Raw genomic sequence first — 26,112 nt, forward strand, 5'->3', positions numbered from 1 at the left:
GCCCGCCGGCATCATTGTTGCCTTACTGTCACCGATAGGGCACAAATACTATCATGGCGATTTATGCCGTGGACATAAAAGTCGCCCCGCCGGACTTTTTCAGCGATTTTTGCAATATCTGTTTAACGGCGGTAGACCCATCCCGCCCGCGCGGGAGGTCCTTCCCGGCGACGATATAAAACCTGTTACGTAAAAAACGGTAAATGGGTAGCGTAAGCGCGGTCCGCTCTTTAGAATCAGAGCCCTTCCTGTTGCCCATGTATTAAAAAGGAACCCTTCATGCTGAAACGAAACCTGGCCACCGCCGCACTGGTTTTCTCCCTGGCGGCGGCTTCTTGCCCGGTGTTCGCCGCCGGTCAGGACACCCATGTACTGCTGACGACCTCGGCGGGGAATATTGAGCTGGCGCTGGATAATCAAAAAGCGCCGGTGGCGGTGAAAAACTTTGTCGATTATGTGAACAGCGGCTTTTACAACAACACCATCTTCCATCGCGTCATCCCCGGTTTTATGGTCCAGGGCGGCGGTTTCAACCAGGATCTGACGCAAAAGGCCACCCAGGCGCCGATAAAAAACGAAGCGGATAACGGCCTGCGCAACCTGCGCGGCACCGTCGCCATGGCCCGCACCAACGACAAGGACAGCGCCACCAGCCAGTTCTTTATCAACGTTGCCGATAATGCGTTCCTCGATCATGGCCAGCGTGATTTCGGTTATGCCGTGTTCGGCAAAGTGGTCAAGGGGATGGATGTGGCCGATAAAATTGCCCAGGTGCCGACCAAAAACGTCGGGCCTTACCAGAATGTGCCGGTAAAACCGGTGACCATCCTGTCCGCTAAAATTATGCCATAATCCCCGCCGCGGCCAGCTTAACGGGAAAGGTCGCCATGGCCTTTCCCCGGCGGCCCGTCGCCGTCGTCCGCGCCTCGCTTCCCGGCGAACCCGCCAATGCCGGTTATACTTCATGTTATTACCTCAAGGTCGCAGCCAGGAGGCATGACATGAAAAAAATGACTGAAAAACAAAAAGCCAGGTTGTTCCAGCAACGCCGCAATGAGAATTTCCACGCCAGCAACCGCCTCGAAGGTTTTACCGCCGAACCGGTTACCCTGACGGCGCAAGAGGCCTTGCTGCGCATTGACGAGCTCAGGAGGCACTATGAACGATAAATTCGGCGACGGACGCGATCCCTATTTTTATCCCGGCCTCCCGGTATTGGCCAACCGGCTTAATATTCATGAGTCCGCCGGCCTGCGCGAGGCCGAACTGGCGCTAACCGGGCTGCGCGCCGCGACGATAGAACTGGGGCCGCCAAAGAGGGGACTGCCCTGGCTATGCGCCCTGCATCGCCAGTTGTTCCAGGATGTTTACGACTGGGCCGGGCAGTTGCGCACGGTGGATATCTATCAAAATGAAACCCGCTATTGCCATTTTGCCTACCTGGAAAAGGAGGGCAACGCGGTGATGCAGCGTTTGGAGGATGAAGACTATCTGCGCGGGTTGTCCCTGGACGCAATCGTGCCGCGCCTGGCGCAATATTATGCCGATATCAATATGCTGCACCCGTTCCGGGAAGGCAACGGACGGGCGCAGCGGGTCTTCTTTGAGCAGTTGATTATCCATGCCGGTTACGACGTGCGCTGGCGGCCCATCGAACGGGAGGAGTGGCTGGCGGCCAATGAAGCCGGCGCCTTTGGCGACACGGGACCCCTGGCCGCCCTGTTTGCCCGCGTGGTCGCCGAACCGGGCGAGCCCGATTAAGCCTGCCGGCGCCGCGTTGATTATCCGCCGGGACGCAGGTCGATGCTGTCGACGCGATCGGGATAAAACGCCACGTAATCCTTAATGGCGGTGACGGCCTCATGGGGCGATTCGTAGCTCCATACGGCATTGCGCGAGCGCAGTCCGCCCGGCGTTATGCTGTAGTACGCGCAATCGCCTTTATACGGGCAATAGGTGGCATGGTCGGTCCTTTCCAGCAGCGTCATGTCCACATCGGCGCGCGGGATATAATGCACCGGCGGATAGTCCGCTTCGCGCAGGGTCAGCGACTTTCGGCTGTCGGCGACGGTATGGCCGCCGACGGACACCACGATGCGCTGCGGGTTGGGCTCGATGGTGATCGGATGATCGGGACCTGGTATTTTAACGGGTTTGGTATTCATAACGGTATTACCTCGGTGCGTTATCGTGACGTCCGGGGGACCCGCCGCAATAAACCGCGGCGGGGGTATCCGGCCTGTGACCGGCCATGGCGTACTATCGCAGCCTACGCCTTTGCGCGTGCGGCGTGTTACCGCCAGTGCTCCCTAGCCTTTACTCTCCCGGCAAGCAGGCTGCGGCCTCGGCCACCGGCAGGATGCACGCAAGCCACGTGAAGCCGCGCTGCCGCCCCGAAGGCGTTGTTTACGCCGTCTGTTGATCCTGTTCCTCGCGGCGCTGATGCTGCCACATCGCCGCGTAGCGGCCGTTTTGCGCCAGCAGCTCGCCATGGCGTCCGCGCTCGGCGATGGCGCCGTCCTCCAGCACGAGAATCTCATCGGCATCGATGATAGTGGACAGCCGGTGGGCGATGATAAGGGTGGTATGATCGCGGCTGACCTCGCGCAGATGCGTTTGGATCTCGCGTTCGGTCTGGGTATCAAGTGCGCTGGTGGCTTCGTCGTAGACCAGGATGGCGGGATTTTTCAGCACCGTGCGGGCGATGGCCACCCGCTGCTTTTCACCGCCGGACAGTTTTAGGCCCCGTTCGCCGACGCGGGTCTCGTAGCCGTCGGGCAGGCTGACAATAAAATCATGGATATGCGCCAGCCTGGCGGCCCGCTCGATTTCGGCAAACGTGGCGTCGGTATTGCCATAGCCGATGTTATAGCGCAGGGTATCGTTAAACAGCACGGTATCCTGCGGCACGATGCCGATGGCACGGTGCAGGCTCGCCTGGGTAACGTCGCGGATATCCTGCCCGTCCACGGTGATGGCGCCGGCATCGACATCATAAAAACGAAACAGCAGGCGCGACAGCGTGGATTTGCCCGCGCCCGACGCGCCGACCACCGCCACGGTTTTCCCCGCCGGAATGGTAAATGTGATATTGCCCAGGATGGGGCGGCGCGCGTCATATCCGAAACCGACGGCGTTGAACGCCACTTCCCCACGGGTAACGCGCAGCGGCGCGGCGCCAGGGCGATCTTCAATTTCTCTTTCCAGCGTGAGCAGATCAAACATATTATCCATATCGATCAGCGCCTGGCGTATTTCCGCATAAATAAAACCAAAAAAATTCAGCGGCTGATACAACTGCAGCAGATAAGCGTTAACCAGTACAAAGTCGCCCAGGGTCATGGTGCCCTGGGTAATGCCGCGCGCCGCCATGGCCATCATCGTGACCAAACCGACGGAAATCACCGCCGTCTGGCCAATGCTCAGCACCGTAAAGCTGAATTGGTTTTTAATGGCGGCGCGCTCATACAGCCGACGCGAGCTGTCAAAGCGCTGGCACTCGAACGCCTCATTGCCGAAATATTTCACGGTCTCGTAATTAAGCAGGCTGTCGAGGGATTTATTACTGGCGTCGGCATTGGCCTGGTTTAATTCGCGGCGAAAGCGGGTACGCCATCCCACCGCCGTAATGGTAAACAGGATATACGCGCCGACGGTGGCCATAATCGCCACCGCGAACCAGATGTTCAGCAGCCGCCACATAATGGCCGCCACCAGGCTGATTTCAAATAAGATGGGCACGATGGAGAACAGTACGCGCGACAGCACCGTCGAGACCGCCTGGGTTCCCCGCTCGATGGACAGGGACAACCCGCCGGTGCGCCGTTCCAGATGAAAACGCAGGCTTAGGGCATGCAGCTGGCGGAAAACGCGCAGGCCCAGCAGCCGGGTGGCGTTTTGGCTGACATAGATAAACATCACGTTGCGCAGTTCATCAAATAACGATGCGCAGACCCGCGCCAGGCCGTAGGCGAGGATAAGCCCGATGGGCACGGCCAGCAGCCGCGCCTGGTCGCCGCCCAGCCGGTCGACGATGGCTTTATAGGCCAGCGGCACCAGCGACGTGCCGACCTTGGCCACGATCATAAACAGCAGCGCCGCCACCAGATAGTAGCGCAGCTTAGGGTTATTCTTGGGCCACAGGTAAGGCAGCAGTATTTTCAGCGGCTTATAACGGTACATGCGTTGTTTTTTTATCCCTGACGATATGACAATATGGCCGGTAGCCTGCGGGCGGGCGTCGGGTGAATATCACACAGGTCCTGATCTCCTGTCCAGGCAAAGGACGCTATCCTGTGTAGCTTGCGGGGCACGGGCCGCTATCTAAAATGCATCCTGTTGTTATTCAATAAAAATCTATTTACCAGTAGGATATACCGGCGATGTTGCTGCTTATCGACAACTACGATTAGCATCCATCAAGCTCCACCGTGTTCCATGGAGAAGGTGTAAGTTGTTGATTTGTATTGATGTGACTTCCTTGATGGTCTGGTGAAGGCTAGACCAATCTGCTGCAAGTGTGTATATTTCTGTGTATATAGGGCCTCAAGAGAGGTGATATACACACATGGCCATGAACCTGCTCTCGGCCAGGAAGGTCGAGACCATTCCTTCCCAAAAAGAACCGTACTGGCTCAAGGACGGGGGCAGTCTATTTCTGTACGTCACGCCTAGCGGAAGCAAGTTGTGGCGCTACCGCTATCGGCTTGGCGGAAAGCCTGCCATCTACGCGATCGGCAAGTACCCCCAGGTCTCACTGGAGGCGGCGCGGACCGAGCGGGATCGCGCGCGGGAACTCGTCAAGAAGGGCGTACACCCCGTGGTGGAGAAGAGAGTCAACATCTCCACTCAGCTTGAAAAGAACGAGAACACCTTTGAGCCAGTGGCTCGCAGATGGATGGCGAGCAACGTGCAGTGGAGCGAGGGCTACGCCGATCAAGTCAAGCGCACTTTGGAGAACGATGTTTTTCCCAAAGTGGGCAAGCTGCCGGTCAGCTCAATCCGGACTGCTCACTTGCGCCCCGTCATTAAGGATGTTGCGGAGCGCGGCGCCCCTACCGTTGCGATCCTGATCAGACAACTATGCAGCCAACTCTTCGCATACGCGGCGGGTGAAGAGCTTTGCGACAGCGATCCGACGGCGCTGCTGAAACGGTCGGTCAAGCGCCCCCGAGTTCGACACCATCCACCGCTACCGTGGCAAGAGATCCCGAAGTTCTTGAGTCGTGTGGATGATGCAGGTTACCGGGTCACTGTCATTGCACTGCGACTGATGGCCCTCACTTACGTCCGCACGGCCGAACTGCGCAAGGCGCACTGGTCCGAGTTCGATCTGGACAGTGCGATGTGGACGGTTCCTGCGGGGCGCATGAAGATGCGCGATCCTCACATCGTTCCGCTCTCGAAGCAGGCCATCGTGCTGCTGAAAGAACTGCACACGCTGACAGGCGGAGGTAAGGTGCTGTTTCCCGGCTTTCGGAAGCCGGGAACGGTGATGTCGGCTACGACGCTCAACAAGGTGTTGGAGCGTATGGGCTACGGTGGGCAGTTTTCTTCGCACGGCTTTCGCTCAACAGCGACCACGTTGCTCGGCTTGTTGAGCTACCCCGAGAACCGGGTTGACCTGCAACTGGCGCACTCGAAGCGGAAGAAGGATTCGTCGCGCGCACCCTACGACCATACCAAGTACATCTCATCGCGGAAGATCATCATGCAGGATTGGGCGGACATCCTCGATGCGCTGGCCCGTGGCGATTCGATGAACGAGGTCATGGAAACCTTCGGGCCGCTGTCGAGGCGACGCCGGGCTTTGCTGAAGGTCATTGAGCGGGAGTGAGGCTGCTCAAGACATTGAGCGGGCGCGTCGAAGAAAGCTCTCTTGAGGCGCCGTCAGGGAAGCATCAGGTCGAATCAGGTAGGCGGTCACGATCATCGGTGCGCTCGCCAACGGCCGCAGAGCGATGCCCTGGCATTGATACCCGGCAAGTCTCTTGGATGGGGCCACAGCAATTCCGTACCCCGCTGCGACCATTGTCATGGCGACCTCGAATGTACTGACGGCTTCTTCTCGGTCCCACAGTTCGTTCTCGAATGCGCTCTGTGCGGCCGTGCGCCAAGATGCTTCGTCCGTTGATCGTGCATAGATCAGCGGCTGCTTGAGCGCTTCTTGGCAGGGTACTTCGTGGTAGGCCAGCAAGTGGGATCGCTTTGCCACGGCGACGGCCAGGGTGTCGTGCCACAGCGGTTCGCAAACCCAACCTGGCCACTCCTGATGTGCGGCGGACAACGCGAAGTCGAAGCTGTCGTCAGGTCGTTCCTGTTGTTGTCCGGTGGCCGCTGTGCCGATCAGAACGGCTATGGTTTCCGGTTCTTCGGCGCGCTGTATGGCGAGCACGTCGGCGAGTTGGGGAGGAACCCAATCGCCGAGGACTGCCAGACGGATTTCAGTGGAGACGTCGATCGATCTCACGTGCAACTTCCGAAGGCGCTAAAGCATGGAAACTTAATCGAATGAGTTAAGTTTAACGTGGTTTATATCGTGGCGCTGATCGACGCTTTTGGCAATGCAAAAGCGATCGATTCAACGCGGCCGACCAGCCGGGACAACTACATACGAAGCGGAACCAGCGATCGCGTTTGGGGCAGTGGTGCGGGAGGAAAGAACGAACCAGGGGGTTGCCCAGGAAACGCTGGCCCACCTGGCCGGGATCGAGCGGTCGCACATGGGCAAGATCGAACGGGGCGAGCACGTACCCACGCTTCCCCTGATCCTCAAGATCGCCCGCGCCCTGAAATGCAGCTCTGCCCACTTGATGGCCGCGATGGAAGCCAAGCTGGCCGAACTCGACCCGCCGCAACGCGGCAACTGAGGGCGCGGTCATCGCCTCCTATTCCTGTTCGCCATCGTTCTTGGCCTGAAGCGCCGAGTCGTCGCGCTGTGCCTCGGTGTTGGCGAGGCGCAGGTAGGGATTGTCCGGGGGTGTTTCCTGGAACAGCGAATCGGCGCTGGTCAGGAGGTATCCGTGCAGCCGCCTGGACTTGCGCGGCCCCGTCACTTCGCAGTTCCAGATGTTCAGCCCGCTGGCCTGCTTGCGGTGCAGGCCCAGCTTCTCGAACTTTTTCTGCGCCCACTGCCATTCCGGCAACTTGTCCTGCTTGGCCAGCCGGCTGATCTGCGGGTGTTCCTGCGCGTAGCGCTGAAACACACCGGGACTGACGAGATACGCCGTGCCGGCCACGGTATGCACCAGTGCCTTGGCGTCGTTGATGATGAGCTTGCGGGTCTGGATGCCCTGATGCAGCCATGCGAGGAAATGAGCACCGGATGGATCGGCGCCGCTTTGGTGTACCGCTTGGACCGGCGTGGCGTCGGCAGGTCTGTCGTCCGGCAACGATGCGGGTTCGGGTTCCGCGAGAGGTTGAAGCGGTGTAGCCGGGGCGGTGGATGCGGGAGACGAATCGAGCAACTCCAGCAGTTCCTCGACGCTGCTGTCCGCAGACGCTGGTGCGGCGGGTTTGGTGGCCGCCAGGACGGATTCCCCTCTTTCCACGTCGATGGCCTCGGATGCTGGTGCGTGCGCTGCCGATTCTTCCGACTCCACCTGCACGGTGCCTGCGAAGGCCGCCGGGCGGTCGGCTGCTTCCCAGATCATCGCCGGGGACAGTTTCAGGAAGGTGAAGCTATGCGACCAGCCGGCATCGCTCGTGATCGTAGCTTTCCAGATCGCCTTGCCGTCCGGCGTGGCCAGGGCGATGCCGTGGTCCTGCAGCACGTTGAACACTGCCGTGTTGCTGGCCGGGATGCCATCGATCCCCTGGGACAGTAGATGTGCGCGCAGCTTGTCGGAGACAGTCTTGCTCACCAGCCAGAGTGCGTCCTGAGTCAGCCAGCCGTCCGATGCCTGGGGCTGGTTCAGCTTGAACTCCTCCTTGAGCAGATAGCGCAAGCCGTCAAGCAGCTTGCGTTGCAGCGCGTGTTTGGGTGCGGTCAGCGCCTTGTTCGGGTCGCCGCCGAGTTCGTGGGCGACCGAAGCCTGGTCGGCCTGCACGACCAACTCGCCAAGCGTGCCGGCATGCTCATACTGGCCGGCCAAGACGTACAGCAGTGAAGTCCACAGGTCGGTGAAGCTGCTGAGCCAGTCGAGAATCTCACGGTCCAGCAGCCGGGTGTACAGCAGTCCGGTGGCGGCACCGTGCAGCCGATACTCGCGGTCCTTGCGGTAGCGAAAGCGATACGGCCGCTGCAATGGGCCATGCCAGGGATGCCAGAGAGTGCCGTCGGCATATTCGACATGTAGATCGACGGCGATCTTGCCGATGTCGTGCAGCAGGGCCGCGTAGGCGGTGCCTGCGGTCCAGGCTTCGGCCTGGGCCGCCTGCGCTTCCGGCGTGACGCCGGCGGGCAGCAGATGCGACTGCCGCAGTTTGAGCGCATAGGCGACGATCTCCAGGCCATGGTCGAGCATGCCCCCCGGATAAGCGTGATGATGGCTCTCGGAGGCGGGGAACTGCTGCACCAGTTCGGCGTAGCGTTCCAGGGGTGCCAAGTACAGCGAGGCGAACTGCCGGCGCGACAGCGAGGTCCGCTGCCAGATGTGCTCCAGCAGTTTTTGCCGGCGCGGCGTCGCCAGCAATGACGCGGCCGATTCCGGCCGCGTCAGCCCTTTGGACGTCCCGATGGACGATGTGCCGGCGGCTGGCGGCACTCTTTTGCGCTGGAACAGCGAGAGCATGGCGTAACCCGGATGACGGACCGGCAGGGGAGCCTTTTGGCCTTTTCGGGTTTTTCGGGTAGAGCCTTTCCCCTTGCACCCATTCCATTGCCCCTTCGCAGCCCTTTGGCCCTTAGTGAGCCTTTGGATATAGGGCAACCCGTGGGCTTCCAGCCACAGACAAACGGGTTCTGGCCCGTGCCGCATTGAAGGCGGAAGGCCGCCTGTGCCCTGGATACGATGGCCCTTTCCCCAGCAGGCCGGACAGATCATGGGCGTACAGCGACACGGCGCACCCGAGGGTGCATGGATTGACAAGGTAAGGAAAATTCCTTACCATGCAGGCATGAAGGTCAAAGACAGGAGCCCGACCATGCCCGGCATCCACGAACTTGCCACACTCACGTCCAAGGGACAGATCACGTTGCCCAAGTCCATCCGGCAGGCGCTGGGTGTGACCACTGGCGGCAAGGTGGCCTTCGAGCTGCGCGGCGGCGAAGTCGTCGTCACCCGCGCCGAGGCCGAGCACGAAGATCCGGCGATCAGTGCGTTCCTGGGCCTGCTGGAAGCGGACATCCGCAGCGGAAGGAATGTCGGAGCGCTGCCGGCGGAACTCGCCCAGGCCATGCTCGCCAACGTGGGCCACGTCTCAGACCTCGATGAAAACATCGAGGGAGAAGTGGCGCTTTGATGCAGCGTCACGGATGGGTGCTGCTGTTCCATGAGTGCATCGTGGAGCAGCTTCAGAAGCTGCACGCGGCGGCCGCACGCGCCGAGCGCAACGATCCGAGAGGCTTCGAGCGCAACGCCAACGTCAAGCTGTTTCGTGCGTTGAGCCAGTTGATCCTGGAGACGGTGCCGAGCGATCCGGCACGGGACGAATACCGCCAGGGCAATACCCTGGGGCCAGACTATCGGCATTGGCGACGAGCGAAGGTCGGACGGCGGTTCCGCCTGTTCTTTCGCTACGACTCCAAGGCCAAGACCATCGTGTTCGCCTGGGTCAACGATGAGCAGACGCTGCGGGCGGCGGGCAGCAAGTCCGATCCCTACGCGATGTTCGAGAAGATGCTCGAACGAGGGAATCCGCCGGACGATTGGGACAGCCTGGTTGCCGCGAGCCGGTCTGATTGGTCTACACAGGAGAAGCGATAAGTCCTCCGCATAGAGGTAACAGCAATGAACGCAACGCCCCGTACCACGAAAGCAGAGCGCGCCGGCAGATGGCTCGGCCGTGCGTGGCGTGGCCTTGCACGGTGGGAGGCACGTGCCACCCAGTGGCTGGCGGGCAAGGGGCTGCCGGCTGGCGGAGCACGGCTGCTGTTCTGGATCGTGAAGCTCGTCGTGTTCGGCGTGCTGCTGTACGCGGCGTTCTGGCTGGCCTTGCTGCTCGCGTTCGCGCTGATCGCAGCCTGGCTTGTGCGCAACGCCGACCTGGATGAAGAAAAACAGCCTGAACTCAGAGATGGCCACTCGGGCATTGGCTGGTACAACAAAGATGACTTGCGGATCGACATGGGTGATCCAGACGATCCGTAGCGCTCCCGCACTTCGCACCAGCACGCTCCTTCTACTTCGCGGCTCCCTTAGTTGCAGCCGCCATCGCGATACGTGAGCCGCTACCACCGGCCGACTTCGCATCCATGGAGCCGGTGGCCAGTCCGCCAACAATACCGCCCGTTTTGATTCCTGCCCAAGTCAAGGCGATTACCCAAAATCCGGGCAGGATGATGAACATCATCGCCATCACGAAGTTAAGCAACATATCGCCGAAGGCGTTGTTCAACCCCATCAGCGGATTGAAATTGCTGTGCGGGGAATGCCAGCCGTAGAGCGCGTTGAGGATCGTGCTGTCTATCCAGCGGGCGAGCTGGAACCAGAAATCGACGAAGAACAGCGCGAACTGCACGGCGGTCACCGTGACCACAGTCCGCAAATCGTAGGTGCCGAAGATCAGCACCAGCGGAATGCAGATGACCATCGCCATCTTCAGGAACGACAGGATCATGGGCAGCGCCTGGCGCACCACGTCCATGGCCGGAAACATCCCGATCGATCCTACCGTCAGCCCCAAGTCCGACACGGCGCGGGTCGCGATGTTGGGCAGCGTCATGCCGATCTGCCCACCGTAGTCGGTGTAGACGTGCCCCTGGTTCATGACCTGGTGCCGTGGCGAGGCAATGGCGCGGATCACAGAGTCATCGGCCTGGGTCTGGCTCAGGAAACCGGCCCACTGGCCGAGCCGGGACAGCAGGCTCGGATCGACCTGGGCCAGCAGCCGGTCACGCAGTCCGTCGCCGCTGTCCATCCACCATTGCCGACAACTCGGATAACCGCCGCCGCTAGATACTTCGGCGAGGCCGGCGTCGCGCGCATCGTCATAGGGCCAGGCGTCGCGTGGTGCGCGCGAGCGATACGTGTCGTAGAAGCCGGCCGTGTCCAGGAAGAAGCGCGAACCGATCCAGGTCACGTCGTTCATCTGCTCGTCGCTGAGCGTCGGCCGGCTCATGAACAGCTTGGCGCGGGCCGGGCCGTAGCAGTCGTGCGTGAAGTCGGCGACTTCCTGGGCCAGCACCGGGTCGGCGATGCGCGTGCTGTCGATCTCCATGCGCATCTGCCGCAGGTCCGTGCCGCAGGGGATCGCCGCAACGGCGGCGCCGGTGACGGCCTTGGACAGCGAGTGCATGAAGAACCACCAGACCGGCACATGGGCGCTCTGGTTGTTGAGCGTCGTGAACGACGCCGACCAATTGGTCTCTGATGGCAGCGGTACGTTGACCTGGCACTGCGTCGAGCGCGTGCGGTCGAACTGGATCGTGCTCAGGTCGACCGGAATGACAGGAATGCCGACGAACATGATGACCACGATCGCCACCCATACACGGTTCTCGATGCGCATGGATGAGAGCACGCCCTTGTTCCCTTCGTCTGCGCCTTCCGCCCGAGCCTTGAGCCATTCCTGTACGACGATGGCGAGAAACGGCAACGCGAAGATGCCCGTCGCGACCAATACGTTCCAGATGCCGTTGTTGATGATCCAGGCAACCAGTGTCAGGTAATACTCAAGATAGTCCGTGGTGTAGAGGGTCATGATCGTCGTCCCGCATTGCTACGGTTGTCGCAGCAGCACGCTGATTTCGAGCAGCACGATGGTGGCGACGGCGCCGACCTCCGCGCGCAGCAAGCGCTGATGCGCTTCGCGGGATGTGTCGCGCTCCCGGAGGCGGCGACGCATCCATAGCCACCCGTAGGCCGTGGCGCCATACAGGCACAACCGCCAGACGAGGAAGTAACCGGCATGCTCGTCCAGCCACCGGCGCCAGGTGTTCGCGTCACCGACGAGGCGAATGCCGACGAGGTTGACGGCCACGGCGACGAACACGATCAGCGCAATCCATCCCAGCGTGTGTCCGAGTTGCCGGTTGAACAGCCACTTCGGCAGTCCGATCCTCATGGCGGATTGCCGGGGTTCTGCGGCCGCTGGATGGCGTCGAGGCGATCGCGCTCGGTGTCGCCCTGGTAGATGCCGCGCGAGCCGGCGCTGCGCGTACCGTGCCGCTGGATGATCGCCATCGGCGAATTCGCCGCCAGTTCGCGCCGCAGGTCCAGTTCGGTCTTGAGGTTATTGATCTCCTGTTCCAGCAAGCTGCTTTCGTGGGCGATGGCGTCCTGGGCGAGCTGGTTGGCAGCGACGTTGGGTTCCTTGCGACCGGCAAGCAGCGTCCGCTGCAACAGCAGAGCCTTCTCCAGCACGCTGGACAGCGCGACCTCGGAGGCCAGGCGCCGTGCGAGCACATCCTGGTCCGGTTCGTCGCGCAGCGCCTCGATGACACCGCGCGTAATCGGCAGTGAAGCGCTGCCAGCCGCTTCCAGGTTCTCGAACGTGGTCGCGCTGGCACCCGTCACCAGATCCCGCAGCGCCTCCAGCCTGGTCTCGTACTCTTCTTGGATCAGCGGCGTCAGGCCGACGCCGGCGGTGGCCTGGGTCTTGAGGCAGCCATCGCAGGTCCGATGCTCCTGCTCGCCCAGCACGCGGGTCGCCCATTCGGTGGCGGCTTCGGGAGAAGGCCAGGTCTGGCAGCTCAGGCGATTGCCGCAGGTGATGCCGTCGATGGGCGACGTATCGGTTGCGCCGCGGCCATTGAGCAGGTTGTAGCCGGCGCGGGTCACGTCGCTGACCACGCGGATGGGGTTTTGTCCTGCACCGCCGGCGTTGCTGCCGCCGACCCAGGGCACGCCGTCGTTGCCGCGACTGGTCTCGGCCTGTTCGATCGCCGATACGGCGTCGGTGCTGGCCACGGCCTGCTTGAGCGCCATGCCCTCGGCCAACTGATCCCAACCGAGCTGACCGCCCGCTGCGTCGGCCATGCGGTTGGCGATCGCGCGGCAGGTGAGCTTGCTGCGGTCGAAATCGAGGCGTGCTTGCAGGATGCCGTTGGTCAACAAATTGTACAGACCGGGGTCAGCACGCTGGATGATGAGCGCCGGCAGCGACGCCACGGCCGCCGTGGCGTTCTGGATCACCTGGCTCATGATGGTCTGGAAGCCGTTGGTGATGCCGTTGAGCTGGTTCTGCAGCGTGGTGGTGATGCTCATGTCGCCGCAGATCAAGTTGCTGTTCCAGCCGATGCCGACACCGAGGTGCTGCATCTGGCCGACTGGCCCCATCGACACCGCCCGGCCGCCGCCGATGCTATACAGCACGTCATCGCCGATGACGCTGCCGCGATGATGCACACCATAGTCATTGATGCTGGTCTGCGCCCACAGTGGGTTGCTCATCGCGGCCAGGACGCCGGCAAACAGGATGCTGCGCGCCAGCCGCGTCGTGGCAAAGGGATGTGAGAGCGTGAGCATTTTCATGGTCCGCACCTCAATTGAAATCCGTGCTGCCCAGGAACACCTGTCCGCGCCGCTGGCAGCAGGAGTACGGGCGCCACAGTGCCCAGGCGTAGTCGCCTTGCTGCGCCTGGATGCGGACGTTGTTGTGCGGGAAGACCGCGCAGGAGGACGACAGCCGAGGCGTCAGTTCCTGCCACTTTCCCGTGGAGGCATCGCTTTCCACCAAGGCACCTGCGGGCCAGTAGCCCGCGCTCGCGTTGGCAAGCAGCGGCTGATAGACATGGACCTGGCCGCGCCGGGTCACGATGTCGCCGGCACGCTGCGCGACGACGGCGGCCGCCTTGTAGTCGTCCACGTGATGCAGGAAACCACCGCGCGGATAGACGTTGCCCCAGAGATTCAGGCCGGTGCGCGTGCCGATCTCGCGCATCCCAGGGATCAGTGCCTCGGGATAGACGGATTCGGGGATGTTGTAGCGCCAGGCCACGGTATCGAGCGTGCTCAGCAGGTACGGCATGAACGCCGTGCCCGCACCGGCGCAGGAGTAACCCAACTGGCTGACGAATTCGCTGAAGATGGTAGCGCCTGGGTGCCCGATCACGTCGGCGTTCTTGAACTTCGCGAGGTTGTTCTCGTGCTCTTCGTTCGTCGTGCCGTCACCGCCACCTTGAGCGGTGGGATTCGGCATGCTCATCGCCCGCACTTCCACCCAGGGGTTCTCGCCGGTGTTCGAGTAGCTCGACACGACGGCATCGGGAACGTAGTGCTGCACCTTGACCGAGGTGCGCACCGTGCAGCCGGTGAGCGTGCAGTACAGCCAATAGCAAATGCCTTGCACGCGATACGACAGGCAATCGGGCGACAGCACCGAGCCGGTGATAGTGGCGGTGTTGAGCGCGAAGGCGGAAGCGGCGGTGCCCAGCAGGACGGATGCCATGCAGGTGCGCCATGCGCGGCGGGATAGCTTCATGGTTGCGTCCTCCGGTATTCCTCGATGCGCGCGAGGGCGCGCGACACGTTGGTCTCGCCGTAGACGACGTAGCGCCGATCGACCACCACGGCGGGAATCCTGGTGATGCCCAGGCTCCAGGCGTCGGTCACGCCCTGGTAGGCATCAGCCAGGCGTTGTTGGAGTGGTGTGCCGCCATCCTGCAACCGCTGCCGGACGATCACGGCCGCCTGTGCCGGATCGGCGGGGAGGTTTACGGCCAGCTCCGCTTCGATGCGGGCCGGTGCGTCCAGCTTGACGACGTGGATACCGGCGGGGGCCTCGATGGCGTGATGCCGGTCGGTGAACACTCGGACGTCCGCCGCTGCGGCGTGGGCCATCATGGTCAACGCCATGACCAGCGCATACGAGGCATTCGCCGAGCGGCGCCGAGTCCGGCAATGCAGCGCTTCGGCGCGTTGAAGGTGTGGGGACATAGCATGGCTCCCGTAGGGTCGATACTCACAAGTAGTCGAACCGATAGACGGGATTCCTGCCATCAACAAAGCGAGATGCTGCGTGCCCCCTTTTATTCGGGTTTGGTCTCAGAGAGCGGAAAGCAAAGGCGCCGAACTGATAGGAGTCTTGAACTTTCCGCCCCGACCCTGGAGCGGTGGCCTTACAGGGTCAAGGTTCTCAGGATCAGTCCCACGACAGCGCAGGCAGCGATGACCTGGATGACGCTGCGTTTGAAGCGGAACAGTGCCACTGCCGCTCCCAGCGCGATCAGCGCAGACATCCAGTCGAAGCGTCCGGCCAGGCCCTCGGGCCACAACACGTGGTAGGCGAAGAACACCGCCAGGTTGAGGATCACACCGACCACCGCCGCCGTGATCGCGGTCAGCGGCGCCGTGAAGTGCAGCTTGTCATGGGTCGATTCCACGAGCGGGCCACCGGCTAGAATGAAAATGAAAGACGGCAGGAAGGTGAACCAAGTCACCAGCGCCGCCGCGACCGCACCGGCGACGAACAGCATGTCCGGGCCGAACAGTGCCTGCACGTAGGCTCCGACGAAAGCCACGAAGGCGACCACCATGATCAGCGGCCCCGGATTGGCCTCTCCCAGCGCCAGGCCGTCGATCATCTGCGTCGGGGTCAGCCAGGCGTAGTGACCGACCGCGCCCTGATAGATGTAGGGCAGCACTGCATAGGCGCCACCGAAGGTCAGCAGGGCCGCCTTGGTGAAAAACCAGCCCATCTGCGTCAGGGTGTGATTCCAGCCATAGCCCGCCGTGAGCAGTGCCATTGGAATCAACCACAGCAGAACTCCAGCGATGGCCACGCGCAGCAGGCCGGTCCAGCGGAATCGGGCGTGTTCGGGCGTTGGCGTATCGTCATCGATCAGCGCCGGGCCATAGGATTTATCTGCCGAAGACGAATGGCCGCCACCAGTTCTGAACTTGTCCGGTGTGATGCGCCCGCCGATATAGCCGGTCAGGGCGGCGGCAGCGACGATATACGGGAATGGCACGTTCAGCGCGAAGATGGCCACGAAGGCCGCTGCGGCAATGGCCCACATCACGCCGCCCTTGAGCGCGCGCGAGCCGATGCGATGCACGGCCTGCACGACAACCGCCGTGATGGCGGGCTTGATGCCGTAAAACAGCCCGGCCACCAGCGCCGTGTCGCCGTAGGCGATGTAGAGCCACGACAGCAGAATCAGGAAGCCCAGCCCAGGCAGCAGGAACAAGGTGCCCGCCACGATGCCTCCCCAGGTGCGGTGCATGAGCCAGCCCATGTAGGTGGCCAGTTGCTGCGCCTCTGGACCCGGCAGCAGCATGCAGTAGTTGAGCGCATGCAGGAAGCGCCGTTCGCTGATCCATCGGCGTTGCTCGACCAGCTCCCGGTGCATGAGGGCGATCTGTCCGGCGGGGCCGCCGAAGCCGATGAAACCGAGTTTCAGCCAGAGGCGAAAGGCTTCCCAAAAACCGACCGGGGGTGGAGCCGCCAGTACGACGTCCTCCGTCAGACTTTTTGTCACGTTGTGGTTGCTCCTTTGTCGAAGCTGGCGAGCAACCCGTCGAAGACAGCGGATGCAGCAGTCAGCAGTGAATCGTCTTGGGTGAGGGTTTCACGCAGCCCGGCGAGCACGCACTCGATGCCGACCGCTTCGGGTGGCTGGATGCCACCCACATCGAGGCAATGCACCAGCAGGCCGAGCCGCGCAATGGCGGCCTGTTCCAGTCCGAAACTGGCTGCCAGTACCTCGAAGGTGACGCGGCCACCGACGTGGCTGAAGGTGGCGCCATCGAAGTCAAAGCCCAGCGCGTCGGGCGGGCAATCGCCAGGACTGTCCAGCCAGAGAATCCGCGCCTGTGGGTCGATGAAGCGGCGGATCAGCCAGGCGCTGGCCAAGCGATCTACCCACGGACGGCGCCGTGTTGCCCAGGTACGGCCCTGATAGTCGGACAGGTCCAGGCGCTCGATCACGCCGTCCACTGCCTGCGGTTCGTCCGGGGACAAGGCCCGCGCACAGGCCAGCTCCAGTTCACGGAGGGCGCTATCCGTCTGCCGCTGCGCTTCGCCAGGGAAGAAGTCGATTTCGGCCAGATTGGCGAAGACCTTGCGCAGCTTGCGCACCTGCTTGAGCGTGTCCTGAACGGTCTCGGTGGTCAGCGCCTCCCGTACTCGCGCCACCTCGGCAAGCAAGGCGGTGAAATCATCGCCGCGATCGAACAGAGCGACGAAGTTCGCGCCCTCCGGTTCTTCGATGTGCAGTACGTGGGCGCTTCCTCCTCCCTCGCGCACCTCTGCGGCCAGCCCATCCAGGGTGGCACGGCAGTCTTCGCGTTCCGGCATCAGGTAGACGCCATCGCGCAGCACGGCGGCGCCGGATGCCTTGAGGGCACGCCAGACCCGCTGCCGGGCTGTGGCGTTCTCGGTGGGCAAGGACAGAACCAGGGTGATCATCTTCATGATGTAGAGATTAAATCATTTATGAATTAATCTCTACAAAAATGTAGATGGGTTGCTTTCAGGCACTCGTGTTCCAGGTGATTCCATGAGGGCAGAAAAAAGGCGCCCCATGGGACGCCTCAAGGACTACAGCAAGCCGGCTTCCGCAAAGGAGAAGGGTCTGCCTTTACCGACGATGAAATGGTCCAGAACGCGAACATCCACCAGTTCCAGAACCGATCGCAGACGGCTCGTGATCTCCTTGTCGGAGTAGCTCGGTTTGGTCGCACCCGAGGGGTGGTTGTGCGCCAATATGACCGCCGAGCAGTTGTGCTCGATCGCGCGTTTGAGAACCGCTCGGGGATACACGCTGGCGCCGTCGATGGTGCCGTGGAACATTGGCTCGTAGGCAATGACGTGATGCTTCGTGTCGAGGAACAGGACGGCGAAAACTTCAAGCGCTTCGCTCGCGAGTTTCAGGCGCAGGTAATCTCGCGCACCGTCGGGACCGGACAGCTTGGCGCTGCGCTTGAAGATGCGTTTCTCCAGCAGGCGGATGGCCTCGCGGATCAACGGGTCGTCCTGAATGCTCGCGTACTGCGCGAGCGCTGTGGTATCGGCAACCTTGTTGGATGCACTCATGGGATAGCCTCCTTGATGGATGAACGGAGGCTCCCGTCCCTGTCGGGGGTGAGACCCCCGTGGGACGTGATGACGAAAGCCCGAAAATCGGGCTTGGATGATTGGCATCCTCCATCGAACACGATGGACGTTCGCGCGAGGGATGCGGAGCGAACTGGATCGATCAACGCGATCGGAACCGCGCCGTAGCCTTGAGGATCGCGGCTACCTGGGCATGTCGCTGAGGTCGTCAGCAGGCATCTCGGGGGTCTCGGACAGGGCTTCGGTCATCGTCGATTCTTCGCTCGATGACGCCAGCAGATCGACGGCCGACAGCAAGGCGTCGCCTTCGACGGCGCCCGCCAGCAACAGTGCCCGGCCGGTGTGGTTGTCGATCACGCGCAGCATCGGGGTCGCGCTGATGCCGGCCAGCGTGGCTTCCTCGGCCTGTGCCCGGATCACGGCGTCGGGCCGTGCGCTCGTCAGGCACTCGCGCAGTTCGGGCGTCGTAACGGGCGGCTGGATGCCGGGCGGCAGTCCACGGCCACCGCCGTGGGTGTGCTGGTAAATCCAGGCGACGGTGTTCCAGAACGCCGCCTGCCCGCCGGCTTCTCCCGCGCATTCCGCCAGACGTGCCGAGTGCGTGGCGGCCGGTTCGTGCATCGGCAGCGGCAGATGATGCCATTGCCAGTTCACCTCGGGATTGGCGTCGATCCAGCGCTTCAGCACGGGGAAATAGGCTTGGCAGTACGGGCATTCCAGATCGGCGTACTCGATCAAGGTGAACCGCGCATCGATGCGGCCGTAGCGCCACGGCGGGCCTGCCGACGCAGCAGCCTCGGCGGACGCCGGATCGTCAGTGTGCGGGCTGCGTCCAAGCGACCAGGCCAGCAGCACGAGCAGCACCGCGATCCCGGCCAGCATCGGCCCCAGGTAGCGCCGTAGCGTGTGCGAATGCTGGTCCGACATGCGCATGATTTTTCTCCCCTCAACCGAAGGCGTCGAGCGGCAATGGCTCGATGCCGCGTGCGCGGTCGATCTTCTCGGCGACTTTGAAGGCGGCTTCCAATTCGCCGATGCCGTGTTCCCGCATCAACTGGTAGCGCTCGGCCTTCTCCTCGGGTTCGGTCATCGCCATGGCCAGGTAGAGACTCGGCGGCACGGCGCGGAACAGGACTTCCATCGACTTCGACAAGATCACGCCTTCGCTGAACTTACCGGACTCCTTGCGCGCCGACAGCATCAACGCCTTCTGCGCGGGGTTGAGTTCGCGGAAGCGTGCGACCTTCTCCACTTCGTCGGGCGGCATCGACAGGCAGATCCACCACTCGATCATCGACAGCATCGGTTCGGCGGCCTTGGGCAGATCGTCCAGGTTCTGTGTCGCCAGCCAGAACCAGGCGCCGAGCTTGCGCCACATCTTGGTGATCTTGACGACGTAAGGGGCAAGCAATGGATTGCGGGTGATGATGTGACCCTCGTCGGTGACGTTGACGATGGGGCGCCCCAGGAATTGATCCCTTTCGGCGATGTTGTTGACGGTGTTGATGAGCGAGATGTAGGCGATGGAAAGCTGCGCGTTGTAGCCCTCGCGCGCGAAGGTCGCCAGATCGACGATGGTGATGTCGGCCTCCGGCCATGGCGTGCCGGGACGGTTGAACATTTCGCCATCCAGTCCCTGGCAGAACATATCCATCGCGTCCGCCATTTCCAGCAGGCGAGCGCGCCGGGCTTCCGGCAGCGCGGAATCGCTGGCGCGATCGCGCAGGGCGTCGCGCACGTCCTCGGTCAGCACCGTGCGCTTCCCCGGCGCACAGCGATGCGCCGCGTCGAGAATGCACTGGCGAATCAGGCTGCGGTCGGCACGGGTCATACGCGCCTCTTCCTTGTCCTCGCCGCCGGTGATCATCAGGCGGGCAGTGATCTCCAATTCACCGAGCACGTCGCGCTGTTCGTCGCTTTCGGTCGAGGCGTCCGCAGCGTCCTGTTCTTCGTCCAGGGCATCGGCATCCAGCGTGCGCACTTGGCCGGGCGTATCGACCAGACGCCATGCATCGGCGAAGGGCGCGAGACTCACGCCGGCGCCGGGTGCCAGTTTCACCCGATGCACCGTCAGGCCAAGGCGCTGGGCGAATTCGCCAAACAGGCCGAACGAATTGCCCGCCTCGACGATGAACAGCCGGGGGCGGTAGATCGCGACGAGCTGGTTGAGGATGTTGTTGAGCGTGGCCGACTTGCCCGAGCCGGTCGGGCCGAACAGGAACAGATGGGCATTCATTTGCCGGTCGCGACGGTTGAGCGGGTCGAACGTCACGGTGCCGCCGCCGCGATTGAAGAAGGTGATGCCGGGGTGTCCGGTGCCCTGATTGCGCCCCCACACGGGCGCGAGGTTCGCCGCGTGCTGCGCGAACATGAGCTGGGTGTACCACTGGCGCCGGTCCTTTGCCGGGTCATAGAGGCAGGGAAGCCAACGCAAATAGCTGTTGAGCGGCGCGACTTCATCCTCCTCGCGCACAGGTTGCAGGCCGGCGTTGAGCATGACGTTGGCGAGTTGCAGGCCGCGCGCGTCGAGTTCGGCCATGTCGCGCCCGCGCAGGTAGAAGGCCAGCGCGCCGCGATAGAGCTTGTGCGAACTGCCGATCAACGAACGCGCCTGCTGCACATCCTGGCGGGCCTGCTCGGACGCCAGCGTTTCGCCGACTGCTTTCTTGCCCAGGTAGTTCAGATGCGCTTCCAGCGCGTCCTGTGGCGTGGCGACCAGGGTCAGGCACATTACGGTGTCCTCGGGCATCTGGTCGAACAGCGCGTTGCACGCATCGCCGCCTTTGCGCGTTTCCCCGGTGAGATGTCCGGTTGCCGGCGGCGTGCGCAGCCGGTCGAGCACCATGACCCGATGCGGCATGTTGTCGAAAAACCAGATGCCGTTCGCCACGTCGGAGCGTGGCTGGCCGAAGAACAGCCGTTGCGAGAAGTCCGTGCCGCTGGCGAGTTCGACGTCGCCTTCGTTCGCTTCTTCGGGGTAGGCGGCCAACTGGTAGAAGCGCTCACGATCGGCAGCCGTCGCGCCCAGCAAGCTCGGGTTCGGGTTGAACCAGCGCAGCAACCAGGCGTGGATGTCCGCTGCGCCCAGGCGCCGCGCCTTGACCCCGGCATTGGCGAGACCGCCGGCCAGCCGGTCGCATACCGTTGCCAGGGCCTGTCCGGGTGATTGGCCGCGACGGTGTGAAGCGCCCGGCGCGCGACGATAGACCACCATGCGCACGCGCCGCGTCTGGCCGCGCCACGGCAGGCGAGTCACGGTGGTGTCGTCGAACAGGCCGCCCGGCTTGGTGATGGCTCGCAGGTGATGTGCGAAGAACCGCAGGTAGAAGTCGCTGAACGCGCTGCCCTGCGCGCGCGGCTGGATGTAGTCCCGCAAGACATTCAGATAGCCCGTCCAGTCGGCTTCGTCCTGGGCATAGAGCTGTACCACCCAGGGTTGCTCGTCGAGTTCGTCGAAGCTGTCTTGCAGGGCGTTCTCCAGCGCGTCTCGGGCCTGCCACAGCCAGTCGCTTTCGCGTCCTTCGGTGCCGATCGGTGTCAGCTCGAAGAACGACGCCACCGATTCACCGTCCTCCAGCAACAGGCTCTTGGCGTCGGCCAGATATTCCACCCACGGCAACAGGTCCACGAAGGAAGACGGCACGTCGTAGAGAGCCTGTTCGTCCGCCTGAGTGGCGGGCCGGTGTTTCGGATCGAGGCGGGTGCCGGGCTCGGGAATGCCATGCGCTTTCAGGTCGGCCACATGGCGTTCCCAGGCGTCGGCCTGCTGTGCTTCGGATTCCTCGGATGCCGGCACAGGTTTGCGCGGCCACGGCAGCGACCACGCCATTCAATAGTCCTCCACGCGCTCGCCCGGCAGGGCGTACTGCACGCGCTGATAAAACGGGAACACCGTGCTGTAGCCGGGCACCGGCACCGGATCGGTACCGGCCAGGTGCGGGAACACGTACATCACCAGGTCCGGGTTGGGGAGGCGGTGGAACTGCCGGTAAATCTCGTTCTGCGCCGTGCGGGTGTAACGGGTCTGCACGCTGAGCGCGGCCTGCACGTCCGTGTCGGTGAGCGGCCGGCGCAGGGTCTGCCGGGCGTGCAGCAGCTCGCGCGATGCGCGGCCGCCGCCCGCCGGTCCGCCCGTTTCCTGATTCCAGATGTCGAGCATGGTCTGGTCGCCGTGGGTCATCAGCTTCTCCTTGCTGGTCGCGCAGCCGGCCAGTGCGACGACCGCGAGCACGACGGCAAGCCGTTCAATCCAGATCCGGGACATGGGAACCTCCGAGACGGTGATCGACCCGGCGCCCCTTGGCGTCGTAGTCGATGGTGAGTGGCTGCTCGATATGCACGGCGACCTTGGCGCCCGGCTCGACGTAGACGGCGGCGAAGGCCTGGCCGTAGAGCTTGTTCACCCACTGCGACATCTCCTGCACCCCGCCGGCCAGGATGCGGCCCATGGCCTCGTTGGCGGTGATCCCGACCGTCCCGATCGAGCCGTCACTGCCGACGTAGGACACCCGGCCGCTGTCCGAGTCGATCAGCGAGGCCGCGCCCGCGCCGGCGGCCGTGATCAGGGCCTGGGTGCCGAGGTACTGCTGGGCGTTGCTGCGCCGCTCACCGCTGACACAAGGGATGCCGTAGGGATCGCTGATCCAGCCGAGACCGCCCTGGGTGCCGGTGTCGCTCCGGTTGCTGCCGCTGCGACCGGACTCTTCCGGCAGCGTGCGGATGGTGCCGTCCTCGAACACAAAGGTGATGGAGCGGATTTGCCCGCGCACGCAGGAAAGCGTCCAGTCCCCCGAGGCCGTGCCGCTGACCACCGCGCCGGCCACATCCGGGATGTCGATGCCGTTGGCCGTGAGGTTGTCGGGGCCGATGACGACCTTGAACGGATAGGGATCGTTCACCGTGCCGTCGATGGGCACGCGCCCGATGAGCGCCGTCATCGCGATCGATCCCATCAGGGTCGAGTTCGACGGCACCGTGTAGACCGCCTCAAGCGACGACGTGCCGACGGCACCGCCGGTGGCGCGGCCGAGGGTCTCGGATGCGGCGTCCAGAGTTTCCCCGACCGGGCTGAAATCGTTGGGGAAGCTGAAGCCGCTGCGACTGCCGCTGCGGCCTTCGGCGGGCCTGGCGTCGTCCGGCTCGATCCAGCGCACGCCATCGCGGCCGAAGTGCTGGCCGTCGCCGTCCTCCAGCCCGAGACCGATCGGCAGGTCGGTGTGGCCGGCCCTGCCCCCCAGGCCTTCAAACTGGCGTTGCAAGTCCTGCAACAACCCTTGGGCCTGTTGCCGTTCGCTGGCCGTCTGTTCGCGATCCTGACGCAGTTGGGCGCGTTCGGTGTCCAGGACATTCTGGATACGCTGCTCGATCGACCGCTCGCGCTGACGCAGGCGGTCGTTCTCCGCCCGCTGGTTGCGGTTGTCGGACAGTGCGGTCTGCAATTCGGTGCGCAACTGCCGTACCTGGGCCACCAGCGTGGCGACCGTATCGTGCGGCGTGTCGCCTTCGATGCCGAGCGCCCGCATCTCGTCCGCCGTCAGTTGGCCGCCGGCATCGCCGGGGAGCGGCGATGCGTCACGGTCGCCAGAAAATAGCTTGATGCCGATGAAGACCAGCAACAGCGCCATCGGCAGCATCAACCACTTGAGCAAACCGTTACTGCGCATCGCCGGCTCCTTCCGCGCTGCCGGCCGCTGCGGAAGCCGGCAAGTTGTGCGAAGCGTCGATGGGACTGATGGTCGGCAGCAGCGATTGCGCCAGGCCCTGGCTGCGCGTCACCAGGTACACCACGCTGGTGTCGCGCGAATCGCCCGCCGGCCCCAGGTCGGGGTGCTGGAACGTCGCGGCGACGAAATCGCCCTGCAAGGCGCGCGGGTCCAGGTCGATCCACCGGGCGGACGTGTTGGTCAGCCGGATCGCCGTCACCCATTGATCTTCCAGCCGCCACGCGGCCAGCGCCCTGGCGCGCACCGGCAGCGTCGGCAGCAGTGTGTCGAGCGCCAGGTCGCGGCGCAGGTTCACGCGCACGACGCCGTTCACCGGCTCCACCGTGCGCAGGGGCGCGTACAGGCTCTGTGCGGCGTAGCGCGTCAGCACCACGGGAATCGGCGTCTCCCGTGCGGGGAGTCGCGCCGCATCGACGGCCGGCTGCTGGCCGGCATCGCCGTAGCGCTTCGCGTGCGATTCGCCTTCGACGATGCGCACAGGTTCCAGCGGTGCCTCGCCAGGCTCGGCGGAAATGTCGAGCAGGATCAGGATGCCCGTGTTGGCATCCTGCAATTGCAGACGGGTCGGCTCGATCGGTTCGCTGGCAAATAGATAGAGGGCGCCACCGGCGCTTTGCACACGCAGGCGGTCGCCCAGCGAGGCGGGCACGCCGACACGCACATTGCGGTCGATGAAGATCACGCGCTCGTGGCCGACCACTAGAGGCACGGCCAGCGGCAACCGCTCCCAGCGCAGAATCTCCAGCGCCAGAGCGCTCGGGATCAGGCCCAAGGTCAAGGTGGCGGTTGTCAGGAAGCTGAGGACAAGACGTTTCATCGCGGGACTCCCTACGGACCACCGGGACCATCGACGGCGGAGGCGGCTGCCGCCTGCGGCGCGATGCGTTGCGGGGTGCTGCTGTAACAGTCCAGTGCCAGGCCGAAGGGATTGCGCTCCGGGTCGATGTCCAGACGCACCACTTTCAGCGGATACCTCACCAGGGCGCGCTTGACCTGCTCGGCGCCGTGGTATTCGTCGGCCGTTATGTCCAGCGTGACGATCCAGTCGCGGTCGGACACCACACGGACGCGCGCCGTCGGGTCGTCGCCGAAGCCGCGACCGGGAATCTCGTAGATGCCCCGCACGCGCTGACGCAGTTCGCCCGTGCTGCGGCGCTGTTCGTAGTCGCGCCGCAGGAAGATCTGACAGCCGGGTGTCAGGTAGGCCGACAGCGCGTGAATGTTGCGCGCGTAGTCGTCCTCGCCGTTCGTCGGCCAGCGGTTGAGCTGCTGGAAGACATAGAAGGTGAAGGCGTAGACCGACTCCGGCGGCACTTCCCACCACTTGCGCACGCTGCCCGAACGCAGGTCCGGCGGCACGTGGATGGTCAGATCGCGGGGCGCGCTCCACCAGCCGAAGCCCAGCACCAGGGCGACGACGAACAGCGCGCCGGCTCCCATGCGCAAGGTCTTGATGTGCGCCTGCAGGTGCGTGATCTCGTTCTTGAAGCGACTCATGGCGCACTCCTGCGCGCCGTCCAGTAGCCCGACCGCGTGACCAGCGACCTGCCGCCCGTGTAGGGCGCGAGGGCGGGATGGCGCAGCGCGATCCACCACTGAAGGTGCCGGTACAGCCAGGTATCGGGACGCCCCCGCTTGTGGCGTCGCAACGCGCCGCCGCCAACGAACACGCCCATGCCGATGGCCGCCACGATCAGGGTCGGCACCATCGCGAGCGTGGACGCCAGCCACGCCAGCGGAATGCCAAGCACCAGGCCGACTGTGGCGGAGAGCCCCACGCAGACCCACAGCTCGTCGGCCGTCAGCCCGCGCACCACCACGGGTTGGCGGTTCAGACGATGCGGCAGGAACGTCACCGTGCCGTCGTGCAGGCTGTCCTGGCTCCCCGACATCGCCCCGACCTCCTTACAGGACGCCGGTGGCTTCGGTGAGCAGCCAGATGCCCACGACCAGCAGGATCGCGCCGATCGCGACCGTCAAACCGAACTGGCCCCAAGTCTTGCGCCCGGTGTGAATCTCCGAATAGGTGCTGTAGGCGTGGTAGCAGACGCCGACGAACATCGAGGCGACCACGAGCAGCGCGACCAGCATCACGATGTCGTAACCGTAATTGCGCAGCGTCTCCATGATGCCGCTGCCGGTGCCCCGCGACGGGTCTTCGATGGTCGGCAGGCCCTGGGCCTGCACGATCGGCGACAGGCTCGCGGAGATCACGGCGACGGCGGGCATGCCGGCCAGGCGGGCGAAGCGAGTGGAGATGGAACGGAAAGTCATGGCGGAATCCTCTTTG

The 26,112-nt window shown here is 63.5% G+C and carries 28 protein-coding genes; 8 read left to right on the top strand and 20 right to left on the bottom strand.

What is annotated here, in order from left to right:
- Positions 1-279 precede the first annotated feature (279 nt).
- From ppiA to ACL2XM_RS23980, 3 genes are all read left to right on the top strand, one after another.
- Entirely contained in the window at positions 280-852 is a 573-nt protein-coding gene (gene ppiA / locus ACL2XM_RS23970) for a peptidylprolyl isomerase A (protein WP_413721567.1), read from the top strand.
- Between the two features lie 149 nt (positions 853-1,001).
- Positions 1,002-1,169 carry a YhfG family protein gene (locus ACL2XM_RS23975; RefSeq protein WP_410013252.1) on the top strand — a complete coding sequence of 56 codons (168 nt, stop codon included), beginning with the start codon at positions 1,002-1,004 and terminating at the stop codon, positions 1,167-1,169.
- On the top strand, positions 1,159-1,761 hold the full coding sequence (locus ACL2XM_RS23980; RefSeq protein WP_410013253.1) for a putative adenosine monophosphate-protein transferase Fic: 603 nt from the start codon (positions 1,159-1,161) through the stop codon (positions 1,759-1,761). Before ACL2XM_RS23975 ends, ACL2XM_RS23980 begins: the two co-directional genes overlap by 11 nt.
- Positions 1,762-1,781: 20 nt before the next feature.
- Here the strand turns inward: ACL2XM_RS23980 and ACL2XM_RS23985 are convergent, their stop codons facing one another.
- Entirely contained in the window at positions 1,782-2,165 is a 384-nt protein-coding gene (locus ACL2XM_RS23985; protein WP_413721566.1) for a DUF427 domain-containing protein, read from the bottom strand.
- A gap of 241 nt (positions 2,166-2,406) precedes the next feature.
- Complete coding sequence (locus ACL2XM_RS23990) at positions 2,407-4,182, bottom strand: ABCB family ABC transporter ATP-binding protein/permease (RefSeq protein ID WP_413729333.1); 1,776 nt, start codon at positions 4,180-4,182, stop codon at positions 2,407-2,409.
- 385 nt (positions 4,183-4,567) lie between these two features.
- Between ACL2XM_RS23990 and ACL2XM_RS23995 the strand changes: the two genes are divergently transcribed.
- Entirely contained in the window at positions 4,568-5,836 is a 1,269-nt protein-coding gene (locus tag ACL2XM_RS23995; RefSeq protein ID WP_413731742.1) for a tyrosine-type recombinase/integrase, read from the top strand.
- A 6-nt stretch (positions 5,837-5,842) separates the two neighbouring features.
- Here the strand turns inward: ACL2XM_RS23995 and ACL2XM_RS24000 are convergent, their stop codons facing one another.
- A complete protein-coding gene (locus ACL2XM_RS24000) occupies positions 5,843-6,469 on the bottom strand; it encodes a substrate-binding domain-containing protein (RefSeq protein WP_413731744.1) in 627 nt (208 codons plus the stop codon).
- Between the two features lie 94 nt (positions 6,470-6,563).
- Between ACL2XM_RS24000 and ACL2XM_RS24005 the strand changes: the two genes are divergently transcribed.
- A complete protein-coding gene (locus ACL2XM_RS24005; protein WP_413731745.1) occupies positions 6,564-6,869 on the top strand; it encodes a helix-turn-helix domain-containing protein in 306 nt (101 codons plus the stop codon).
- An 18-nt stretch (positions 6,870-6,887) separates the two neighbouring features.
- Here ACL2XM_RS24005 and mobH read toward each other — a convergent pair whose 3' ends face one another.
- Positions 6,888-8,732, bottom strand: a complete 1,845-nt coding sequence (mobH, locus tag ACL2XM_RS24010) for a MobH family relaxase (protein WP_413731747.1) — start codon at positions 8,730-8,732, stop codon at positions 6,888-6,890.
- A gap of 352 nt (positions 8,733-9,084) precedes the next feature.
- Between mobH and ACL2XM_RS24015 the strand changes: the two genes are divergently transcribed.
- The 3 genes from ACL2XM_RS24015 to ACL2XM_RS24025 are packed head-to-tail and all read left to right on the top strand — an operon-like array spanning position 9,085 to position 10,250.
- Complete coding sequence (locus ACL2XM_RS24015) at positions 9,085-9,402, top strand: type II toxin-antitoxin system PrlF family antitoxin (RefSeq protein WP_413733258.1); 318 nt, start codon at positions 9,085-9,087, stop codon at positions 9,400-9,402.
- Positions 9,402-9,866: a type II toxin-antitoxin system YhaV family toxin gene (locus ACL2XM_RS24020; protein WP_413733259.1), complete on the top strand. Its 465-nt coding sequence runs from the start codon at positions 9,402-9,404 to the stop codon at positions 9,864-9,866. The genes ACL2XM_RS24015 and ACL2XM_RS24020 overlap by 1 nt, the downstream gene beginning before the upstream one ends.
- 24 nt (positions 9,867-9,890) lie before the next feature.
- Positions 9,891-10,250, top strand: a complete 360-nt coding sequence (locus tag ACL2XM_RS24025; RefSeq protein WP_413731749.1) for a DUF3742 family protein — start codon at positions 9,891-9,893, stop codon at positions 10,248-10,250.
- 31 nt (positions 10,251-10,281) lie between these two features.
- On the opposite strand, the gene ACL2XM_RS24030 is transcribed toward ACL2XM_RS24025, so the two are convergent.
- The 16 genes from ACL2XM_RS24030 to ACL2XM_RS24105 form a co-directional block, all read right to left on the bottom strand.
- On the bottom strand, positions 10,282-11,802 hold the full coding sequence (locus ACL2XM_RS24030) for a conjugal transfer protein TraG N-terminal domain-containing protein (RefSeq protein WP_413731750.1): 1,521 nt from the start codon (positions 11,800-11,802) through the stop codon (positions 10,282-10,284).
- A gap of 18 nt (positions 11,803-11,820) precedes the next feature.
- Positions 11,821-12,165, bottom strand: a complete 345-nt coding sequence (locus ACL2XM_RS24035; RefSeq protein WP_413731751.1) for a hypothetical protein — start codon at positions 12,163-12,165, stop codon at positions 11,821-11,823.
- Positions 12,162-13,574, bottom strand: coding sequence for an integrating conjugative element protein (locus ACL2XM_RS24040; protein ID WP_413731752.1), 1,413 nt, complete (start codon positions 13,572-13,574; stop codon positions 12,162-12,164). The genes ACL2XM_RS24035 and ACL2XM_RS24040 overlap by 4 nt, the downstream gene beginning before the upstream one ends.
- A gap of 10 nt (positions 13,575-13,584) precedes the next feature.
- A complete protein-coding gene (locus tag ACL2XM_RS24045; RefSeq protein ID WP_413731754.1) occupies positions 13,585-14,523 on the bottom strand; it encodes a TIGR03756 family integrating conjugative element protein in 939 nt (312 codons plus the stop codon).
- Positions 14,520-14,897, bottom strand: a complete 378-nt coding sequence (locus ACL2XM_RS24050) for a TIGR03757 family integrating conjugative element protein (RefSeq protein WP_413733260.1) — start codon at positions 14,895-14,897, stop codon at positions 14,520-14,522. Before ACL2XM_RS24050 ends, ACL2XM_RS24045 begins: the two co-directional genes overlap by 4 nt.
- Before the next feature lie 263 nt (positions 14,898-15,160).
- Positions 15,161-16,522: a chromate efflux transporter gene (chrA, locus tag ACL2XM_RS24055; protein ID WP_413731756.1), complete on the bottom strand. Its 1,362-nt coding sequence runs from the start codon at positions 16,520-16,522 to the stop codon at positions 15,161-15,163.
- Positions 16,519-17,457: a chromate resistance protein ChrB domain-containing protein gene (locus ACL2XM_RS24060; RefSeq protein WP_413731758.1), complete on the bottom strand. Its 939-nt coding sequence runs from the start codon at positions 17,455-17,457 to the stop codon at positions 16,519-16,521. The genes chrA and ACL2XM_RS24060 overlap by 4 nt, the downstream gene beginning before the upstream one ends.
- Positions 17,458-17,583: 126 nt before the next feature.
- A complete protein-coding gene (radC, locus tag ACL2XM_RS24065) occupies positions 17,584-18,078 on the bottom strand; it encodes a RadC family protein (RefSeq protein ID WP_413731759.1) in 495 nt (164 codons plus the stop codon).
- Positions 18,079-18,282: 204 nt separating this feature from the next.
- Positions 18,283-18,981 carry a DsbA family protein gene (locus ACL2XM_RS24070; RefSeq protein WP_413733261.1) on the bottom strand — a complete coding sequence of 233 codons (699 nt, stop codon included), beginning with the start codon at positions 18,979-18,981 and terminating at the stop codon, positions 18,283-18,285.
- A 64-nt stretch (positions 18,982-19,045) separates the two neighbouring features.
- Positions 19,046-21,928, bottom strand: a complete 2,883-nt coding sequence (locus ACL2XM_RS24075; RefSeq protein ID WP_413731761.1) for a conjugative transfer ATPase — start codon at positions 21,926-21,928, stop codon at positions 19,046-19,048.
- The gene (locus ACL2XM_RS24080) at positions 21,929-22,363 is read right to left on the bottom strand and encodes a TIGR03751 family conjugal transfer lipoprotein (protein ID WP_413731763.1); all 435 of its coding nucleotides are present in this window, start codon (positions 22,361-22,363) and stop codon (positions 21,929-21,931) included.
- Positions 22,344-23,762: a TIGR03752 family integrating conjugative element protein gene (locus ACL2XM_RS24085; protein ID WP_413731765.1), complete on the bottom strand. Its 1,419-nt coding sequence runs from the start codon at positions 23,760-23,762 to the stop codon at positions 22,344-22,346. Before ACL2XM_RS24085 ends, ACL2XM_RS24080 begins: the two co-directional genes overlap by 20 nt.
- Positions 23,752-24,639: a TIGR03749 family integrating conjugative element protein gene (locus ACL2XM_RS24090; RefSeq protein WP_413731766.1), complete on the bottom strand. Its 888-nt coding sequence runs from the start codon at positions 24,637-24,639 to the stop codon at positions 23,752-23,754. Before ACL2XM_RS24090 ends, ACL2XM_RS24085 begins: the two co-directional genes overlap by 11 nt.
- An 11-nt stretch (positions 24,640-24,650) precedes the next feature.
- The gene (locus ACL2XM_RS24095; RefSeq protein WP_413731767.1) at positions 24,651-25,319 is read right to left on the bottom strand and encodes a PFL_4703 family integrating conjugative element protein; all 669 of its coding nucleotides are present in this window, start codon (positions 25,317-25,319) and stop codon (positions 24,651-24,653) included.
- On the bottom strand, positions 25,316-25,714 hold the full coding sequence (locus ACL2XM_RS24100) for a TIGR03750 family conjugal transfer protein (RefSeq protein WP_121721609.1): 399 nt from the start codon (positions 25,712-25,714) through the stop codon (positions 25,316-25,318). The genes ACL2XM_RS24095 and ACL2XM_RS24100 overlap by 4 nt, the downstream gene beginning before the upstream one ends.
- A 13-nt stretch (positions 25,715-25,727) precedes the next feature.
- Entirely contained in the window at positions 25,728-26,096 is a 369-nt protein-coding gene (locus ACL2XM_RS24105; protein ID WP_121721610.1) for a TIGR03745 family integrating conjugative element membrane protein, read from the bottom strand.
- Between the last annotated feature and the right edge of the window lie 16 nt (positions 26,097-26,112).

Source organism: Sodalis sp. RH20 (genome assembly GCF_047324205.1).
Taxonomy (GTDB): Bacteria; Pseudomonadota; Gammaproteobacteria; order Enterobacterales; family Enterobacteriaceae; genus Acerihabitans.

Bases quoted from the DNA above. Each gene is read 5' to 3' on its own strand.
- ACL2XM_RS24035 (WP_413731751.1), bottom strand. From the start codon at position 12,165: ATGAGGATCGGACTGCCGAAGTGGCTGTTCAACCGGCAACTCGGACAC.
- ACL2XM_RS23985 (WP_413721566.1), bottom strand. From the start codon at position 2,165: ATGAATACCAAACCCGTTAAAATACCAGGTCCCGATCATCCGATCACC.
- ACL2XM_RS24080 (WP_413731763.1), bottom strand. From the start codon at position 22,363: ATGTCCCGGATCTGGATTGAACGGCTTGCCGTCGTGCTCGCGGTCGTC.
- ACL2XM_RS24015 (WP_413733258.1), top strand. From the start codon at position 9,085: ATGCCCGGCATCCACGAACTTGCCACACTCACGTCCAAGGGACAGATC.
- ACL2XM_RS23990 (WP_413729333.1), bottom strand. From the start codon at position 4,182: ATGTACCGTTATAAGCCGCTGAAAATACTGCTGCCTTACCTGTGGCCC.
- ppiA (WP_413721567.1), top strand. From the start codon at position 280: ATGCTGAAACGAAACCTGGCCACCGCCGCACTGGTTTTCTCCCTGGCG.
- ACL2XM_RS24085 (WP_413731765.1), bottom strand. From the start codon at position 23,762: ATGCGCAGTAACGGTTTGCTCAAGTGGTTGATGCTGCCGATGGCGCTG.
- ACL2XM_RS24095 (WP_413731767.1), bottom strand. From the start codon at position 25,319: ATGAGTCGCTTCAAGAACGAGATCACGCACCTGCAGGCGCACATCAAG.
- ACL2XM_RS24050 (WP_413733260.1), bottom strand. From the start codon at position 14,897: ATGGCGTTGACCATGATGGCCCACGCCGCAGCGGCGGACGTCCGAGTG.
- ACL2XM_RS24030 (WP_413731750.1), bottom strand. From the start codon at position 11,802: ATGACCCTCTACACCACGGACTATCTTGAGTATTACCTGACACTGGTT.
- ACL2XM_RS23980 (WP_410013253.1), top strand. From the start codon at position 1,159: ATGAACGATAAATTCGGCGACGGACGCGATCCCTATTTTTATCCCGGC.
- radC (WP_413731759.1), bottom strand. From the start codon at position 18,078: ATGAGTGCATCCAACAAGGTTGCCGATACCACAGCGCTCGCGCAGTAC.
- ACL2XM_RS24090 (WP_413731766.1), bottom strand. From the start codon at position 24,639: ATGAAACGTCTTGTCCTCAGCTTCCTGACAACCGCCACCTTGACCTTG.
- ACL2XM_RS23975 (WP_410013252.1), top strand. From the start codon at position 1,002: ATGAAAAAAATGACTGAAAAACAAAAAGCCAGGTTGTTCCAGCAACGC.
- ACL2XM_RS24020 (WP_413733259.1), top strand. From the start codon at position 9,402: ATGCAGCGTCACGGATGGGTGCTGCTGTTCCATGAGTGCATCGTGGAG.
- ACL2XM_RS24070 (WP_413733261.1), bottom strand. From the start codon at position 18,981: ATGCTGGCCGGGATCGCGGTGCTGCTCGTGCTGCTGGCCTGGTCGCTT.
- mobH (WP_413731747.1), bottom strand. From the start codon at position 8,732: ATGCTCTCGCTGTTCCAGCGCAAAAGAGTGCCGCCAGCCGCCGGCACA.
- ACL2XM_RS24025 (WP_413731749.1), top strand. From the start codon at position 9,891: ATGAACGCAACGCCCCGTACCACGAAAGCAGAGCGCGCCGGCAGATGG.
- ACL2XM_RS24100 (WP_121721609.1), bottom strand. From the start codon at position 25,714: ATGTCGGGGAGCCAGGACAGCCTGCACGACGGCACGGTGACGTTCCTG.
- ACL2XM_RS23995 (WP_413731742.1), top strand. From the start codon at position 4,568: ATGGCCATGAACCTGCTCTCGGCCAGGAAGGTCGAGACCATTCCTTCC.
- ACL2XM_RS24045 (WP_413731754.1), bottom strand. From the start codon at position 14,523: ATGAAGCTATCCCGCCGCGCATGGCGCACCTGCATGGCATCCGTCCTG.
- ACL2XM_RS24060 (WP_413731758.1), bottom strand. From the start codon at position 17,457: ATGAAGATGATCACCCTGGTTCTGTCCTTGCCCACCGAGAACGCCACA.
- ACL2XM_RS24040 (WP_413731752.1), bottom strand. From the start codon at position 13,574: ATGAAAATGCTCACGCTCTCACATCCCTTTGCCACGACGCGGCTGGCG.
- ACL2XM_RS24005 (WP_413731745.1), top strand. From the start codon at position 6,564: ATGCAAAAGCGATCGATTCAACGCGGCCGACCAGCCGGGACAACTACA.
- ACL2XM_RS24075 (WP_413731761.1), bottom strand. From the start codon at position 21,928: ATGGCGTGGTCGCTGCCGTGGCCGCGCAAACCTGTGCCGGCATCCGAG.
- ACL2XM_RS24105 (WP_121721610.1), bottom strand. From the start codon at position 26,096: ATGACTTTCCGTTCCATCTCCACTCGCTTCGCCCGCCTGGCCGGCATG.